This window comes from Streptomyces sp. NPDC002206 (assembly GCF_053593595.1).
On record NZ_JBSFCW010000001.1, the window covers coordinates 553422 to 570046 of the forward strand.

Consider the following 16625-nt stretch of genomic DNA (forward strand, 5'->3'; position numbering starts at 1 on the left):
CCGCACGACGAACGGAGATCCCGTGTCGACCACGGAAACCGCCATCGCCTCCGCCGAGGCGCACAGCGCGCACAACTACCATCCGCTTCCGGTCGTCGTCGCCTCGGCGGAAGGCGCCTGGATGACCGATGTCGAAGGCCGGCGCTACCTCGACATGCTCGCGGGCTATTCGGCGCTCAACTTCGGCCATGGCAACAGACGCCTGATCGAGGCGGCCAAGGCACAGCTGGACCGGGTGACCCTGACCTCGCGCGCCTTCCATCACGACCGGTTCGCCGACTTCTGTACGCAGCTCGCCGATTTGTGCGGCATGGAGATGGTGCTGCCCATGAACACCGGGGCGGAGGCCGTGGAAACCGCGGTGAAGACCGCCCGCAAGTGGGGTTACCGGGTGAAGGGCGTCCCGGACGGCATGGCGAAGATCATCGTTGCGTCGAACAACTTCCACGGCCGGACGACGACCATCATCAGCTTCTCCACGGACCAGGAGGCGCGGACGGACTTCGGCCCCTACACGCCGGGGTTCGAGATCGTGCCGTACGGGGACCTGACCGCGCTGCGTGCGGCGATGACGGAGAACACCGTGGCAGTGCTGCTGGAGCCGATCCAGGGCGAGGCCGGGGTGCTGGTGCCGCCGCCCGGCTACCTCCCACGGGTGCGCGAGCTGACCCGCGAGCGGGATGTGCTCTTCATCGCGGACGAGATCCAGTCGGGTCTGGGCCGGACGGGCAAGACCTTCGCCTGCGAGCACGAGGGTGTCGTGCCGGACATGTATGTGCTCGGCAAGGCGCTGGGCGGCGGCGTGGTACCGGTGTCGGCCGTGGTCTCGTCGGCCGCGGTGCTCGGGGTGTACCGGCCGGGTGAGCACGGCTCGACGTTCGGCGGCAACCCTCTCGCCTGTGCGGTCGCGCTGGAGGTCATCGCGATGCTGCGCACCGGCGAGTTCCAGGAGCGGGCCACGGAGTTGGGCGACCACCTCCACCAGGAGCTGGGGCTGATGGTGGGTGGCGGCGCGGTGGAGACGGTGCGGGGCCGCGGTCTGTGGGCGGGGGTCGATATCGCCCCGGGTCATGGCACGGGTCGGGAGATCTCCGAGAAGCTGATGGACCGCCGGGTGCTGGTCAAGGACACCCACGGTTCGACGATCCGGATCGCTCCGCCCCTGGTGATCAGCAAGGAGGACCTGGACTGGGGCCTGGACCAACTGCGCGAAGTACTTCGCGGCTGACGGCGCCGGACCGGTGTGGGGCCGGGTCGGCCGGCCCCACCGGTGTCGCTAAAGGATGACGTGAGGCAGGAAGCGTGCGTACTCGTCCGTCACCAGCCCCGCCGATTCGCGGATACCGAGCCCCGCGGACTCGTCCTCGACGACCCAGGCGCCCAGCACGACCCGGTTGCCGTCGAAGTCCGGCAGCGGGGCCAGCTCCTGGTAGCAGCACGGCTCGTCCCGTATCACCACGGGGCTTCCAGGCTCATGGATCGTGACGCCGGCGCCCTCGCGGCCGAGCAGTGGCTTGGCGACATAGCCGATGCCACCTCCACCGTTCCCGTCCCCGGCCAGTTCGCGAGGACCGTCGAGATAGGAGGGCAGCAGATTCGGGTGACCCTGATAGAGCTCCCAGAGGATGGCCAGCAGCGCCTTGTTGGAGAGGAGCATCTTCCAGGCGGGCTCGATCCAGCAGGTGGTGCCCGTGCCGCCGCCGTTGTCGAGGGTGTCCAGGACCTGGGGGCCGAAGCGATCGGTCGCCAGCCACTCCCACGGGTAGAGCTTGAAGCAGCTACGGATGAAGCGGAGCCGGTCGTCGACGAACCGTCCGGTCAGCCGGTCCCAGCCGATCTTTTCCACGGAGAGCGCCTCCGTGTCGATCCCGGCCTGCTCGGCAGTCTCGCGGAGATACGCGACCGTCATCAGGTCCTCGCCGAGTTCGTCCCCCTCGGAGTGGGCGAAATGCAGCGGTCCCGGTGGCAGCAGTGCGGCCTGCCGCTTCCATGCCGCGACGAGGCGTTCATGAAGGGAGTTCCACTGGTCGGCGTCCGGGAAGCGGTCCTCCATCCAGAACCACTGGGCGCTGGCCGCCTCCACGAGTGAGGTGGGGGTGTCGGCGTTGTACTCCAGCATCTTCGCCGGGCCGGTTCCGTCGTAGCGCAGGTCGAACCGGCCGTACAGGGACGGAAGTTCGGCGCGGCGCCGCCACGACTCGGTGATCAGAGCGGCCAGTCGCCGGTCGGTGATGCCGAGGTCGGCGAAGCGGTCCTGCTCAACGATGTGCGCGGCGGCAGCCAGGCACATCGTGTGCAGTTCCTCGACCACGTCCTCCAGCGCCTCGACCTCGGGCAGTGAGAAGACGTAGTACGCGCTCTCGTCCCAGTAGGGGCGCAGCGATCCGTCCGGGTAACGGGTCAGCGGATAGACGATCCCCTGCTCCTCGACGGTCTCCTGCCAACCGGGGCGCGGTTCGGTGGTGCGGCGTTCCATGGCTGGTCAGCCGCCGCCCGTACCGGAGCAGCCGAAGCCGCCGCGGTCGACGGCGGACTTGTCGAAACTACCGCCCTGGACCTTGCCGCCCTTGGAGCTGCCGCCGTAGTAGTAAGTGCCGTTGCCGCTGCTGCTCTTGCACTCGTAACTCGGCAGCTTGGAGTGGGTCACAGGGTCCACACACCGCTTGTCCGGTTCCGATCCGCACGAGGTGATCGCCGCCGCGAGAACCCCCATGGAGCCGAGCACCACCGTGCTCGACCTCACCCTGCGCTTAGCCATGCTTCCGTCTCCCCCATCGTTCTGTTCCAGCCATAGGACCGTCCGTCAGATTAGATGGCCGCCCGGGAAGGCGAGAACCCTGGGGCTGGGGCTGGGGCTGGATGCGGTTCCGGAGTGGTCGAGGTCGCAGCGGCGGAGCACGCGGATGCTGACGGCAGGGCGCGCGGATGGCGGGTGCGGGCGAGGGTGCCGGTCGGGGTCCCGGTTACTACGGCAGCACCCGGCAGAGTGCTTCCAGAGCGCCCGCCCAGGCGCTGTCGGTCGGGGCGCCGTAGCTGATGACCAGTGCGTCGTTTCCCGCCTCCGCGTCCGCGTGCCGGAAGCGGGCCATGCCTTCCAGTGCCAGTCCCTGGAAGGCCGCGGCCTGGATCACCGATCGCTCGCTGCCGTCCGGGAGTTCGAGGACGGCGTGCAGACCGGCGGCGATCCCGCTGATGCGGAGTGCGGGCGCCTGTTCCGCGAGCGCCGCGACGAGCTGGTCGCGGCGGCGCCGGTAGCGCAGCCTCATCGAGCGCACATGACGGTCGTACGCACCGGACTCGATGAACTCCGCGAGCGTCAGCTGGTCCGGCGCGCTCGACACCCAGTCGATGTCGCCCTTCGCCTCGGCCACCTCCTTCACCAGTTCCTGCGGCAGCACCATCCAGGCCAGTCGCAGCCCCGGCGCCAGGGACTTGCTGGTCGTCCCCATATAGACGACCCGTTCCGGGTCGAGGCCCTGGAGGGCACCGACCGGCTGCCGGTCGTAGCGGAACTCGCCGTCGTAGTCGTCCTCCAGGATCAGACCGCCCGCCCCCCGTGCCCAGTCCACGGCCGCGGCCCGCCGGTCGGGATGGAGCGGCACCCCCGTCGGGAACTGGTGCGCGGGAGTCATCAGCACCGCGCCCACCCCGCGCATCCCGACCAGCTCCCCGGTCCGGGAGCCGAGTCCGTCGAGCGGCAGGCAGGGCGTGCGCAGTCCGGCGTCCGCGAGCAGATTCCAGTGCGCATCCAGTCCGTACGACTCGACAGCCACCTCCCGCACCCGCCGCTTCCGCAACACCTTCCCCATCAGCATCAGCCCGTGGAGGAAGCCGGAACAGATCACGATCCGTTCCGGGTCCGCGTACACCCCGCGGGCCCGCGCCAGATAGTCGGCCAGTACGGTGCGCAGCTCGATGCGCCCGCGCGGATCGCCGTATCCGAAGGCGTCGTTGGGCGCGGCGGTCAGAGCGCGCCGGGCCGCCTTGAGCCAGTCGGCGCGCGGGAACGTCGACAGGTCGGGCGAGCCGGGCATCAGGCTGTAGGCGGGCCGGCGCCGCACCGGCCGGGAGCGCGGGGCCGTCACAGCCGGTCGACGTGGCTCGGCCCGCTGCGCAACCCGGGTGCCCGAACCCTGCCTGGCGGTGAGCCAGCCCTCGGCGACCAGTTCGGCGTAGGCGTCGGCCACAGTGTTCCGGGCGATCCCCAGGTCGGTGGCGAGCGTGCGGGACGAGGGCAGCCGGGTCCCGGGCGTCAGCCGCCCGGTCCGTACGGCCTCCCGCAGCGCGTTCATCAGCCCCGCCCGCAGCCCCGCCGCACCTGCTGGGTCGATGTGTAGGTCAGCTCCGAAAGTGGCCCAGGAACCCGTCATGGAAATGGACCATACTCCTGCGCCATCCGCCGCGTAGCGTCATACACATGACTACGAACGAGCACAACCACCCGACCTCCGACTACGCCCCCGAGCACAGCCCCCGCCTGCAGTGGGCCGAGCTCGCGCCCGATGTCTTCAAGGCCATGGTCCGGCTGGAGACAGCGTCCCGTAAGGGCCTGGACCCGGTCCTCGCCGAGCTGGTGAAGATCCGTTCCTCGCAGCTCAACCACTGCGCGTTCTGCCTCGACATGCATACCAAGGACGCGCTCGCGGCGGGCGAGTCGGTCGAGCGGATCGTCCAGCTCAGCGCGTGGGAGGAGTCGCGACACTTCTACACGGAGAGGGAGATCGCAGCCATCGAGCTGACGGAGGCCGTGACGGTCCTGACCGACGGTTTCGTGCCGGACGACGTGTACGAGAAGGCTGCGAAGCACTTCGAGGAGGCCGAGCTGGCCCAGCTGATCGCCGCCATCACGGTGATCAACGCCTGGAACCGGTTCTCCGTGACCACTCGTATGGTCCCCGGCCACTACGCTCCCAGCGACACGAAGCACTGACCCGGACCGAGCAGCGTCGCCGCCCCGCCTCCGCGCCGCCCCTCCTCCGCCTCACCTCTCCCAGGAGCCCCGCGATGACCGTCTCCGTCTTCCGCGACCTGCACCACGGCCGCACCCCCGGAGACCCGCTGGTCCTCCCCGGCCCATGGGACGCCGCGAGCGCCCGCGTCTTCGCCGACGCCGGCTTCCCGGCGCTCGCCACGCCGAGCGCCGGGGTCGCGGCCTCGCTCGGGTACGAGGACGGGGCGACGCCCGCCGCCGAGATGTTCGCGGCCGTGGCCCGGATCGTGCGCGCCGTTTCCGTACCCGTCTCGGCGGACATCGAGGCCGGTTACGGGCTGCCACCGAAGGAACTCGTGGAGCGGCTCCTCGACACCGGTGCGATCGGCTGCAACCTGGAGGACTCGGCCGACGGCGTCCTGACGGACCCGCAGCGGCAGGCGGACCGGCTGGCGGAAGTACGCGCGGTCGCGGGCGATCGGCTCTTCGTCAACGCTCGGGTCGATACGTACGTACGCGGTGTCCCGGACGGCACCGACCCGGAGACGGAGACGATCGCCCGCGGCCGGCTGTATGCGGCAGCCGGTGCGGACTGCGTCTACCCGATCGCCGCACCGCCCGAGTCCCTTCCCCGCCTGGCCGCCGCCATCCCGGCCCCGCTCAACGTCTTCGCCCTGCCGGACGGCCCGACCCCGCGCCGCCTCGGCGAGCTGGGCGCGACCCGGATCACGTTCGGCCCCGGGCTGCAGCGCCAGGCCATGGCAGCCCTCCGAGAGATCGCCGACCGGCTGCACGCGCTGTAGCCTCCCGCCGCCGGCGCACCAAGCCCGCCAGGCCCTAGCCGTGGGCCTGTCTGCCGCCGAAGGCAGCCAGGGTCCGTTCCAGCATCGGCATGGCCCGCACCACGTTGCGGGAGCGGATCAGGGCGTCCCAGGCGGGTTCGAACTTCTTCCAGCCGCCCGCGTAAGCCAGGTGCCTCAGCCGCTCGTGCGTGCCCGGCTGTGCGGCCGCGCCGCGCCAGATGTTCGACCAGCGGTAGAAGTCCCGGTACGCACGCCAATAGCCGTCCTCCAGCTGACGCGAGGTCATCCCCTTCGGGCGGTGGACGACATGGCGGGTGTCGTAGAGATCCCAGTCCCGGTGGACGATCCGGTTCTCGGCCTCCATCTGCTTCCACAGGCCGGTGGACGGATACGGCGTCATGATGTGGAAAGTGGAAGTCTCGATGCCCTGCTCGACGGCCCACTCCACCGTCCGGTCGAAGACGTCCGGGCCGTCGTGGTCGAGGCCGAAGACAAAGCTGGCGTTGACCATGACACCGGCGTCATGGAGCCGGCGGACGGCGGCCGCGTAGTCCTTGCCGATGTTCTGGTCCTTGCGGCGTTCGGCGAGATTCGCGCTGTTGACGGTCTCGAAGCCGACGAACAGACTGCGCAGCCCCGCGTCCACGGCCCGCTCCAGCAGGTCCGGCTGGAGTACGGACTTCACGGTGCCGGCCGCCTGCCAGAGCCGTCCCGTTCCGGCCATCCCGTCGAAGAGCGCCTCGGCGAAGCGCCGGTTGCCGAACAGATGATCGTCGAGGAAGTACAGGTGCTTGCCGGGCAGCCGCTCGATCTCGGCGAGAGCGTCGTCGACAGCCTGGGTGTAGAAGGACTTGCCGCCCTCGAAGAACGCGTCCTTGTAGCAGAAGTCGCAGTGGTGCGGGCAGCCGCGCGAGACGACGATCGAGTTGGGCACCAGATACAGATTCCGCTTGATCAGGTCCCGTCGCACGGGCGGCAGTCCGGCCAGGGTGCGCAGCTTGGAGTCGTACCGGCGGCGCGGCGCACCGTCCCGGAACTCCTTCAGGAACAGCGGCCAGGTGTCCTCCCCCGGCCCGGTGAAGATCGTGTCGGCGTGCGCCGCCGCCTCGTCCGGGAGCGAGGTCACATGGAGGCCGCCCATGGCGACGTGGACCCCCCGGGCGCGGAAGTGGTCGGCTATCTCGTAGCTGCGCCGGGCGGAGGTGATGTACGGCTGGACGACCAGCAGGTCGGGGCTGTCGAGCGCCTCGATGTCGACCCGTTCGACATGCTCGTCGAGGAGCGTCACCTCGTCGTCCGGATCCAGGTAGCCGGCGAGGGTCGCCAGGCCGAGCGGCGGGAAGAGCGAGTACTTGATGGGCCGGAAGAGCGGGCTGGTCGCCTCGGTCAGGGCCGGAAGAATCATCGTCACGCGCATGACAGCCCAGACTGCGCAAACCGTGTCCGCAGTTCCCACCCACGGCCGTTCCCGCCGGGGCCGTGTGCGAACGCGGCCGCCCCCGGCAGCGAGTGCTGCCGGGGGCGGTGAGGTACGCGCCAGGAGGCGTACGGATCAGATCAGACCGAGCTCGCGAACCGCGTCGCGCTCCTCGGCGAGCTCCTGCACCGACGCGTCGATGCGCGTGCGGGAGAACTCGTTGATGTCCAGGCCCTGGACGATCTCGTACTTGCCGTCCTTCGTGGTGACCGGGAAGGACGAGATGAGGCCCTCGGGCACACCGTAGGAGCCGTCCGACGGGATACCCATCGAGGTCCAGTCGCCGGGGGCGGTGCCGTTGACCCAGGTGTACACGTGGTCGATGGCGGCGTTGGCGGCCGAGGCGGCCGAGGACGCGCCACGGGCCTCGATGATCGCGGCGCCGCGCTTGGCGACGGTCGGGATGAAGGTGTCGGCCAGCCACGCCTCGTCGTTGACGAGCTCGGCGGCGTTCTTGCCGGCCACCTCCGCGTGGAAGAGGTCCGGGTACTGGGTCGCCGAGTGGTTGCCCCAGATCGTCAGCTTCTTGATGTCGGAGACGGCGGCGCCGGTCTTGGCGGCCAGCTGCGAGATCGCGCGGTTGTGGTCCAGGCGGGTCATCGCGGTGAAACGCTCGGCCGGTACGTCCGGGGCGGCGGCCTGCGCGATGAGCGCGTTGGTGTTGGCCGGGTTGCCGACGACGAGGACCTTGATGTCGTCCGCGGCGTTGTCGTTGATCGCCTTGCCCTGCGGCTTGAAGATGCCGCCGTTGGCGGAGAGCAGGTCGCCGCGCTCCATGCCCTTCGTACGGGGGCGGGCGCCGACGAGCAGCGCGACGTTCGCACCGGCGAAGCCGACGTTGGCGTCGTCCGTGATCTCGATGTTGCGCAGCAGCGGGAAGGCGCAGTCGTCGAGCTCCATCGCGGTGCCCTCGGCGGCCTTCAGACCCTGCGGGATCTCCAGGAGGCGCAGGTTGACCGGCACGTCCGGGCCGAGCAGGTGGCCGGAGGCGATGCGGAAGAGCAGCGCGTAGCCGATCTGGCCGGCTGCGCCGGTCACGGTGACATTCACGGGAGTGCGGGTCATGGCGATCTCCGTTAGACAGCTGGCGGTGGGGGTCCCTGCCCCTGGTGCTGGATATCCCCTGAATCTTGATGTGAAGAGATATCCAGCGATCAGGCTATCCGACCCGGAACCTCCCGGCCGCCCGGCCCCCTGTGGCACCGCACACAACCGGTCACGCACCGCTCACCGCGACCCGCGTCTCATCCGGCAGCGTCGGTGCACCTCTTCGTCCCGGACGCGAGCGTCGCGCAGGCCCTGGCGTCCGCGGCCTTCTTGACGGCGACCATGGGGGTGTACGCGTCCGTGTCCGTGCCGGCGTCCACTGCGCCGCGCTGCCCCGGGGCCGCGCCTGCGGTGATCCGGACCGTGTCGCCCGGAGTGGCCCTGGTGATCCGGGCCCACGCCGCGGCACACGTTTCGCTGTAGCGCACCTCGACGAGACTTCCGCCGACCGTGACGGTTGCGGCCGTACGGGCGAACCTGCCGCCGCACCCCATGTCCTCCGGATCCTTCCCCGTGCAGTCGGCACCACTGCACTTGACGCCGTCCGGCAGCTCGGGCGCGCTGGGGCTTGGCGACGCCGCCGGGGTGGTGAAGTCCCTCCTGTCATTGTCGTCACCGTCCGGGCCGGTCAGGAGTACCGCGGCAGCTGTCACCATCAGCGCGCCCACCACACCGGCGAGGAACACGGTGAGCTTGCGGCGGTCGACCGGCTTCCGCGGACCGCCGCCTTGTTGCGGCTGCGGTGGCTGCGGTGGCCGCCCGCCTGCAGCGGATCCGTATAGGTCTGTGTATCCGGCACCCGGGCGCGCCTGTGACTGCTGCGGCACCCGCGGGGACGTCCCGCGCTGAATCGGCACGGACGGTGCGCGGCCCCCGTCGCGTTCACCCGCGCCCCCGTCCGAATCCGCGTCCGTGGCTGTGCCGACGCCCGTGCCGCTGACCGCTCCGGCAGAGCGGCGGCTCCCGCCGTGGCCCACCGGGCTCGGCCCGAACTCACCCAGCGCCGCACGCGCCTGAGCGATCCGGATGCCCCCCATCGTCATGTCGTGGCGCATCTCGGCGCGGCTCCAGGCCCGCTCCGCCAACTCCCACATGGTCGTCAGATGCACCTGATCGGTACCCGTGGCCTCGGCGAGAGCGACGATCGCCCCTTTGGGCGCGAGCAGCCGACCGTTCAGATAGCGCTCCCACGAGGTCTTGCTGTAGCCCGTGCGGTCAGCAACCGCGGCGATGCTCAGACCACTGCGGTCGATGAGTCTGCGAAGCTGGCCGGCAAACTCCCTGACCTGTGGGTCGAGTTCATCCGGTAGTGCCTTCCAACGAGGCATTACTTCCCCCTCAGTCCCCCGAACGTGCCCGATGTGCCCCGCTCTGTCGTTCCCCCCTTGTCCCGATACGGCGGTCTACCGTTCCGGACTACCCAGGAGGATGCACAAAGGCGGCCGGTCAGTTCCTGGAGAGAGAGCGCACCGAGTCATTCGGGAGTTCGGCTCGCACCGTCGCACGCCCCCTGTCCTGCCCCGCGTTGCCGTGCCGGCCCGCCACCGTTGCGCGGCGATCACACCGTGGCGGAATGGTCACTTCCGTGCCACAGGCCACAGGGTTTCCTTGAACCGTCGTTCCTCGTCGACGAGGCTGGCTCCAGGTCGGGGCAAGGCCGCTCAAGTCACCACTTTCCGGAGCCACTTCGCTCCTGTGGGCCCCGGCCGCAGGTGTCCGTCCCTTCTCGGGGGAGGGGACGGACATCACCTGGTGGGCGGAAGACCGCCGCGCAGAAGCCAGTCCCGCCGGGCCGGGCTCAGGCAGAACTCAACGGGATGCCATCTCCTTCTGCAGGTTGACGTCCAGCGCGTCCAGGAACTGTTCCGTGGTCAGCCAGGGGGCGTCCTCGGAGATCAGCAGCGCCAGATCCTTCGTCATCCGGCCGCCCTCGACGGTCTCGACGCAGACCCTCTCCAGCGTCTCGGCGAACGCAATGACCTCGGGCGTGCCGTCCAGCTTGCCGCGGTGCGCGAGACCGCGGGTCCAGGCGAAGACCGACGCGATCGGGTTGGTCGATGTCGCCTTGCCCTGCTGGTGCCGGCGGTAATGGCGGGTGACCGTGCCGTGCGCGGCCTCCGCCTCGACGGTCCTGCCGTCGGGCGACATGAGGACCGACGTCATCAGGCCGAGCGAGCCGAAGCCCTGCGCCACGACGTCGGACTGGACGTCGCCGTCGTAGTTCTTGCACGCCCAGACGTAGCCGCCCTCCCACTTGAGCGCCGAGGCGACCATGTCGTCGATCAGACGGTGCTCGTAGGTGAGTCCGGCCTTCGCGAACTCCGCACCGAACTCGGCGTCGAAGACCTCCTGGAAGATGTCCTTGAAGCGGCCGTCGTACTTCTTGAGGATCGTGTTCTTCGTGGACATGTACACCGGGTACCCGCGGTCCAGGCCGTAGCGGAACGAGGTGCGCGCGAAGTCGCGGATCGACTCGTCGTGGTTGTACATCGACAGTGCGACGCCGGCGTCCGGGAACTCGTGGACCTCGACCTCGACCGGCTCGGAGCCGTCCTTCGGGGTGAACGTCATGGTGAGCGTGCCCGGGACCGGGATCTTCAGGTCGGTGGCACAGTACTGGTCGCCGAAGGCGTGACGGCCGACGACGATGGGCTTGGCCCAGCCCGGGACGAGCCGCGGCACGTTCTCCATGATGATCGGCTCGCGGAAGATGACGCCGCCGAGGATGTTGCGGATCGTGCCGTTCGGCGAGCGGTACATGGCCTTCAGGCCGAACTCCTCGACCCGGCCCTCGTCCGGCGTGATCGTGGCGCACTTGACCCCGACGCCGTACCGCTTGATGGCGTGGGCGGCGTCGACCGTGACCTGGTCGTTGGTGGCGTCGCGATGCTCGATGCCCAGATCGAAGTACTTCAGCTCGACATCGAGGTACGGGAGGATCAGCTTGTCCTTGATGAACGACCAGATGATGCGGGTCATCTCGTCACCGTCGAGCTCGACGACGGGGTTGACCACCTTGATCTTGACCATGGAGTGGAACGTCCCTTCCGCACTTGGGCCAATTTATCTCGACGCCAAGATACTCGACATCGAGATAGATGGCCACGGTCTGCTGCGCAAAAGCCGCGGCCCCCTCGCACCCGGTGTGGGTGGCGAGGGGGCCGGTTCGGCGTCACGAGGAGTACGCGGCGTCCTGGACGCACTCGGCGCCGGACGTACCGGGCGTCGTACGGGAGTCAGCGGATCGTGAAGCGGACCGCGTGCTCCAGGAACGGTAGGTCCAGCCACGGCTTGGGCTGCGCCACGAGTGCGAGCAGCACGATCAGAACACCCAGCAGTCCGTACGTCACCAGGTCGGTGAACCGGGAACGGACCGCCAGCATGCCCACCGAGGGGACCACGCAGCGCAGCACGGCTCCACCGAGGAGAGCGACGCCGATCAGTATCGTGCCGATCCTGAAGGCTTCGGCAAAGGGGTTGACGGCCACGATCAGCAGGCCGATCCCGGCCGTGCAGAGCACGGCGAGCAGCGGCCACTGACGGGCCGGGGCGGGCGCGTCCCCGGACGCCGCCCTGCCGCCGCCCTCGGGGCGCGCAGTGTCCCGGGTGAACGAGGGGAACCGTCGCGACGGGCGGGGCTCGACACGCGGACCACCGCTGGGAGTGGAGTCGCCGGGATCGCTGCTGCCGGAGTCGACGCCCGCGGCTTCGACCGTCGCTTCGGCAGTGCTTTCGCCATCCGCGACTTCGGCATCCGTAGCCTCTTCGTCCGCAGGCCCGGCGTCCGGGCCCTCCTCGGTATCAGGGCCCTCGACCGCGGCGCTCACGCCCTCGCCCGGCACACCCTCGGCACGCTCATCCGCACCGCGCGCGCCTCCGCCCGGCGGCACCGGAATCGCCCGGTCCGCCGCGGCGGCCGGGTCGGCCGGACTCGTACCAGGACTCGTACCAGCACCCATGGGGTTCCTTCCGGATCAGGTCGGTCGGCTCAGTCGGCGGAGACGGAAGCCGCTGCAGCCACATCGCGCTCGGCCGCCTCGACCACGTTGACGAGCAGCTGGGCACGGGTCATCGGGCCGACACCGCCCGGGTTCGGGGAGATCCACGCGGCGACCTCGGCCACCCCGGGGTGCACATCGCCGACGATCTTCCCCTCCTCGTCCCGGCTGACGCCGACGTCGAGCACGGCCGCGCCCGGCTTCACGTACTCGGGCCTGATGATGTGCGGCGAACCCGCGGCGGCGACGATGATGTCGGCCTGCTTGAGCTGGGCGGCGAGGTCACGCGTACCGGTGTGACACTGGGTGACGGTGGCGTTCTCGGACTTACGGGTCAGCAGCAGCGGGATCGAGCGGCCGATGGTGACACCGCGGCCGACGACCACGACGTGCGCCCCGTTGATCTCGACGTCGTGGTGGCGGAGCAGCTGGACGACGCCCTGCGGGGTGCACGGCAGCGGGCCCGTCTCGTTCAGGACGAGCCGGCCGAGGTTCATCGGGTGCAGACCGTCGGCGTCCTTGGCCGGGTCCATCAGTTCCAGGACACGGTTCGTGTCGATGCCCTTGGGGAGGGGAAGCTGCACGATGTAACCCGTGCAGTCGGGGTTGGCGTTGAGCTCCCGTACGACGTCCTCGATCTCCTCCTGGGTGGCGGTGTCGGGGAGTTCGCGCTGGATGGAGCCGATGCCGACCTGCGCGCAGTCGCGGTGCTTGCCGTTCACGTACCACCTGCTGCCCGGGTCGTCCCCGACGAGCAGGGTTCCCAGGCCAGGGGTGATGCCCTCCGCCTTGAGGGCCGCCACGCGGACGGTCAGGTCGGACTTGATCGCGGCTGCGGTGGCCTTGCCATCGAGAATCTGGGCAGTCATAGTGCCCATCCTCGCGGATGACCCCGCCCGCATACCAATTCTGGGTCCCCACGGTGGCCGGCAGATTGCGCTTGCACAACACATACGGCAATCGACTGGACAAAAAGCCGATGTCAAGACCACGATGAGCCGCGCAGTATCGCGGGCAGTGCCGGGGGGACAGGCCGTTCTGATTGCGCATGATTCCTCCGCCCGGACCGCGTCGTCCCCGCACTTTCGCAACGGAGGAATTTCGCCATGAGCAACGGCGACCCGAACAACCCCTACGGCCAGCAGCCGGGCGGGCAGCCGGGCTACGGCTACCCCCAGCAGGCCCCGCAGGGCGTGCCCCAGCAGGGCTACGGCTACCCCGCGGCTCCGCCCGTCCCGCAGTTCGGCGCCGCAGGCTTCGGCGGGGGCCCGCTGGAGATGCCGGGCGGCGTCAAGGCCGCCCGCGTCATGCTCTACGTGATCGGCGGCCTGCAGCTCATCGGCGCGATCCTCTTCGTCCTCTCCGCCGTGGCCATGAACGCCGCCAAGAACGACCCGAAGCTCCAGGAGGACGTCCAGTTCCAGCAGCTCGCCGACTACTCCGGCGGCGCGCTGTGGGGCCTCTCCGTCCTCGTGCTGCTGTGGGGTGTCCTGGCCGTGTTCCTCGCCGTGAAGTTCGGCAAGGGCGGCAACGGAATCCGCATCACCGCCATTGTCTTCGGTTCGATCACCGCGCTTCTCGGCATCTACCCGTTCATCGTGGTCGGCCTCGTCCACACGGTTCTGGCGATCCTGGTCATCGTCTTCGTGGCGCGGGCCGACGGCAGCGCCTGGTTCAACCGTCAGCAGCAGCCGCAGTACTGAACCTGCCGGTCTGTCGTTCCCGCACGGGAACAAGAAGGCCGTGAACCCGCACACGCGTGGGTTCACGGCCTTCGGCGTTTTCCGGGTGCCGACCGACCCGCTCCAGGCGCAGCTCCCCGAACGGTCAGCGGTCAGCACCGAGGGCGCCCCCGGAGACCGGCTCCGGGGGCGCCCTCGGCGTTCGTTCACGCCGCTCGTTCGTTCATGCGGCTCGTTCGTTCACGCCGCTCGTTCGTTCATGCGGCTCAGTGGAAGAAGTGCCGCGTACCCGTGAAGTACATCGTCACGCCCGCCTTCTTCGCGGCCTCGACGACCAGCTCGTCACGGACCGAACCGCCGGGCTGGGCCACGGCCTTGATGCCGGCCGCGGTCAGGATCTCCAGGCCGTCCGGGAACGGGAAGAACGCATCCGAAGCGGCGTACGCACCGCGGGCACGCTCCTCGCCCGCCCGCTCGACGGCGAGCTTCGCGGAGTCGACGCGGTTGACCTGACCCATGCCGACGCCGACCGAGGCGCCGCCCTTGGCGAGCAGGATCGCGTTGGACTTGACCGCGCGGCAGGCCTTCCAGGCGAAGGCGAGCTCGGCGAGCTCGCCCTCGGAGAGGGCCTCACCGGTGGCGAGGGTCCAGTTGGCCGGGTCGTCGCCGTCGGCCTGGAGCCGGTCGGTGACCTGGAGCAGCGCGCCGCCGTCGATCGGCTTGACCTCGACCGTGGAGGTCGGGGCGTCGGGGCAGCGCAGCACGCGGATGTTCTTCTTGCGGGCGAGGATCTCGACCGCGCCGTCCTCGTACGCCGGGGCGACGATGACCTCGGTGAAGATCTCCGCGACCTGCTCGGCCATGGCGACTGTCACCGGACGGTTGACCGCGATGACACCGCCGAACGCCGACAGCGGGTCGCAGGCGTGCGCGTTGCGGTGTGCCTCGGCGACGTCGTCGGCGATCGCGATGCCGCACGGGTTGGCGTGCTTGATGATCGCGACGCACGGCTCGGCGTGGTCGTACGCGGCACGGCGCGCGGCGTCCGTGTCCGTGTAGTTGTTGTACGACATCTCCTTGCCGTGCAGCTGCTCCGCCTCGGCCAGGCCGCCGGTGCCGGACGTGTACAGCGCGGCGGGCTGGTGCGGGTTCTCGCCGTACCGCAGGACGTTGCTGCGCTCGTACGTCGCACCGAAGAAGTCGGGGAAGCCCGAGTCGTCGGCGGCGGCGTAGTCGTCCGCGAACCAGGAGGCGACAGCCACGTCGTACGCGGCCGTGTGCTGGAACGCCTCGGCGGCGAGCCGCTTGCGGGTCGTCAGGTCGAAGCCGCCCGCCTTGACCGCGGCGAGGACGTCGGCGTACCGCTCGGGGCTCGTGACGACGGCCACGGACGGGTGGTTCTTGGCCGCGGCGCGGACCATCGACGGGCCGCCGATGTCGATCTGCTCCACGCACTCGTCGGCGGAGGCGCCGGAGGCGACGGTCTCCTTGAACGGGTACAGGTTGACGACGACGAGGTCGAAGGGCTCGACACCGAGCTCGGCGAGCTGCTCGCGGTGGGCGTCCAGGCGCAGGTCGGCGAGGATGCCGGCGTGCACGCGCGGGTGCAGCGTCTTGACACGGCCGTCGAGGCACTCGGGGAAGCCGGTGAGCTCCTCGACCTTGGTGACCGGCACGCCGACGGCGGCGATCTTCCCGGCGGTCGAACCGGTGGAGACGAGCTCGACGCCCGCCTCGTGCAGACCGCGGGCGAGGTCTTCGAGCCCCGTCTTGTCGTAGACACTGACCAGGGCGCGGCGGATGGGCTTATTCACCGACATGACCGAGATGAACCTTTCGTCCCTCAATGCGATAGCCGTTACGGGCGAGCCGCCCCACGACCTCGACGAGCAGCTTGCGCTCGACTTCCTTGATGCGTTCATGGAGAGCGGCTTCGCCCTCCGGCGTGTCCTCTTCGGTCACCTCGACCACGCCCTGCGCGATGATCGGACCGGTGTCGACGCCGTCGTCGACGAAGTGGACGGTGCACCCGGTGACCTTCGCGCCGTACGCGAGGGCGTCACGCACCCCGTGGGCACCGGGAAAGCTGGGGAGCAGGGCGGGGTGGGTGTTGACGAACCGGCCGCCGAACTCGGCGAGGAACCGCTTACCCACGATCTTCATGAAGCCCGCGGACACCACAAGGTCCGGGCGGTGCGCGGCAGTGGCGGCGGCGAGCGCCGCGTCCCACTCCTCGCGGGTGGCGTAGTCCTTGACCTTGCAGACGAAGGTCGGCAGCCCGGCGCGCTCCGCCCGTTCCAGACCGACGATGTTGTCGCGGTCGGCGCCGACCGCGACGACCTGGGCGCCGAAGCCCGCAGGGTCGTCGCCGATCGCATCGAGCAGGGCTTGGAGGTTCGTACCGGAACCGGAGACCAGCACGACCAGGCGGGCCGGAGCGGCGGAGGGGGGCGGGGAGGCCACGGCTGGGCCCTTTCTCGCGTGGTGAAGCAGAGCGACGCTGTTTGTAGGGTCGTTATTTGTAGGGTCGTACGAAAGAATCGCGCCCCTCGATACGGGGAACTCTACGAAGGAGTCGACCGTCAGCAACGATACCGGCACATCGGGGGACCCCCACGGGACGGGGGTGAGGGGCCGGATCGCAGGGGAGATCCAAGGGAGATCGAGGGGGAGATCACAGAGGGCGGG

15 protein-coding genes are annotated in these 16625 nt (G+C 69.7%); 4 read left to right on the forward strand and 11 right to left on the reverse strand.

What is annotated here, in order from left to right; translation table 11 throughout:
* Positions 1 to 22: 22 nt before the first annotated feature.
* A complete protein-coding gene (gene rocD / locus ACWCP8_RS02585) occupies positions 23 to 1228 on the forward strand; it encodes an ornithine--oxo-acid transaminase (protein WP_352267827.1) in 1206 nt (401 codons plus the stop codon).
* A 48-nt stretch (positions 1229 to 1276) separates the two neighbouring features.
* Here the strand turns inward: rocD and ACWCP8_RS02590 are convergent, their stop codons facing one another.
* From ACWCP8_RS02590 to pdxR, 3 genes are all read right to left on the reverse strand, one after another.
* Positions 1277 to 2476 (reverse strand): glutathionylspermidine synthase family protein, encoded by a 1200-nt coding sequence (locus tag ACWCP8_RS02590; protein ID WP_451113956.1) that lies wholly within the window; start codon positions 2474 to 2476, stop codon positions 1277 to 1279.
* Between the two features lie 6 nt (positions 2477 to 2482).
* Positions 2483 to 2758 carry a hypothetical protein gene (locus ACWCP8_RS02595; protein ID WP_330245958.1) on the reverse strand — a complete coding sequence of 92 codons (276 nt, stop codon included), beginning with the start codon at positions 2756 to 2758 and terminating at the stop codon, positions 2483 to 2485.
* A gap of 208 nt (positions 2759 to 2966) precedes the next feature.
* Positions 2967 to 4370 carry a MocR-like pyridoxine biosynthesis transcription factor PdxR gene (gene pdxR / locus ACWCP8_RS02600; protein WP_451113957.1) on the reverse strand — a complete coding sequence of 468 codons (1404 nt, stop codon included), beginning with the start codon at positions 4368 to 4370 and terminating at the stop codon, positions 2967 to 2969.
* Between the two features lie 47 nt (positions 4371 to 4417).
* Between pdxR and ACWCP8_RS02605 the strand changes: the two genes are divergently transcribed.
* On the forward strand, positions 4418 to 4930 hold the full coding sequence (locus ACWCP8_RS02605; RefSeq protein ID WP_352267831.1) for a carboxymuconolactone decarboxylase family protein: 513 nt from the start codon (positions 4418 to 4420) through the stop codon (positions 4928 to 4930).
* Positions 4931 to 5004: 74 nt separating this feature from the next.
* Positions 5005 to 5733, forward strand: coding sequence for an isocitrate lyase/PEP mutase family protein (locus tag ACWCP8_RS02610; RefSeq protein ID WP_352267832.1), 729 nt, complete (start codon positions 5005 to 5007; stop codon positions 5731 to 5733).
* 34 nt (positions 5734 to 5767) lie between these two features.
* Here ACWCP8_RS02610 and ACWCP8_RS02615 read toward each other — a convergent pair whose 3' ends face one another.
* The 6 genes from ACWCP8_RS02615 to ACWCP8_RS02640 form a co-directional block, all read right to left on the reverse strand.
* A complete protein-coding gene (locus ACWCP8_RS02615; RefSeq protein WP_352267833.1) occupies positions 5768 to 7150 on the reverse strand; it encodes a B12-binding domain-containing radical SAM protein in 1383 nt (460 codons plus the stop codon).
* A 135-nt stretch (positions 7151 to 7285) separates the two neighbouring features.
* Positions 7286 to 8275: a malate dehydrogenase gene (locus ACWCP8_RS02620; protein ID WP_352267834.1), complete on the reverse strand. Its 990-nt coding sequence runs from the start codon at positions 8273 to 8275 to the stop codon at positions 7286 to 7288.
* 179 nt (positions 8276 to 8454) lie between these two features.
* Positions 8455 to 9585: an XRE family transcriptional regulator gene (locus tag ACWCP8_RS02625; RefSeq protein WP_451113958.1), complete on the reverse strand. Its 1131-nt coding sequence runs from the start codon at positions 9583 to 9585 to the stop codon at positions 8455 to 8457.
* Positions 9586 to 10066: 481 nt separating this feature from the next.
* Entirely contained in the window at positions 10067 to 11287 is a 1221-nt protein-coding gene (locus tag ACWCP8_RS02630; RefSeq protein WP_451113959.1) for an NADP-dependent isocitrate dehydrogenase, read from the reverse strand.
* Positions 11288 to 11493: 206 nt separating this feature from the next.
* Positions 11494 to 12216 carry a DUF3017 domain-containing protein gene (locus ACWCP8_RS02635; RefSeq protein ID WP_451113960.1) on the reverse strand — a complete coding sequence of 241 codons (723 nt, stop codon included), beginning with the start codon at positions 12214 to 12216 and terminating at the stop codon, positions 11494 to 11496.
* Between the two features lie 29 nt (positions 12217 to 12245).
* Positions 12246 to 13124, reverse strand: a complete 879-nt coding sequence (locus ACWCP8_RS02640) for a bifunctional methylenetetrahydrofolate dehydrogenase/methenyltetrahydrofolate cyclohydrolase (RefSeq protein ID WP_451113961.1) — start codon at positions 13122 to 13124, stop codon at positions 12246 to 12248.
* 237 nt (positions 13125 to 13361) lie between these two features.
* On the opposite strand from ACWCP8_RS02640, the gene ACWCP8_RS02645 reads away from it, so the two are divergent.
* The gene (locus ACWCP8_RS02645; RefSeq protein WP_352267840.1) at positions 13362 to 13958 is read left to right on the forward strand and encodes a hypothetical protein; all 597 of its coding nucleotides are present in this window, start codon (positions 13362 to 13364) and stop codon (positions 13956 to 13958) included.
* A gap of 245 nt (positions 13959 to 14203) precedes the next feature.
* Here the strand turns inward: ACWCP8_RS02645 and purH are convergent, their stop codons facing one another.
* Both purH and purN read right to left on the reverse strand, forming a co-directional pair.
* Complete coding sequence (purH, locus tag ACWCP8_RS02650) at positions 14204 to 15757, reverse strand: bifunctional phosphoribosylaminoimidazolecarboxamide formyltransferase/IMP cyclohydrolase (RefSeq protein WP_355995837.1); 1554 nt, start codon at positions 15755 to 15757, stop codon at positions 14204 to 14206.
* Complete coding sequence (purN, locus tag ACWCP8_RS02655; RefSeq protein WP_267002817.1) at positions 15744 to 16400, reverse strand: phosphoribosylglycinamide formyltransferase; 657 nt, start codon at positions 16398 to 16400, stop codon at positions 15744 to 15746. Before purN ends, purH begins: the two co-directional genes overlap by 14 nt.
* Positions 16401 to 16625 lie beyond the last annotated feature (225 nt).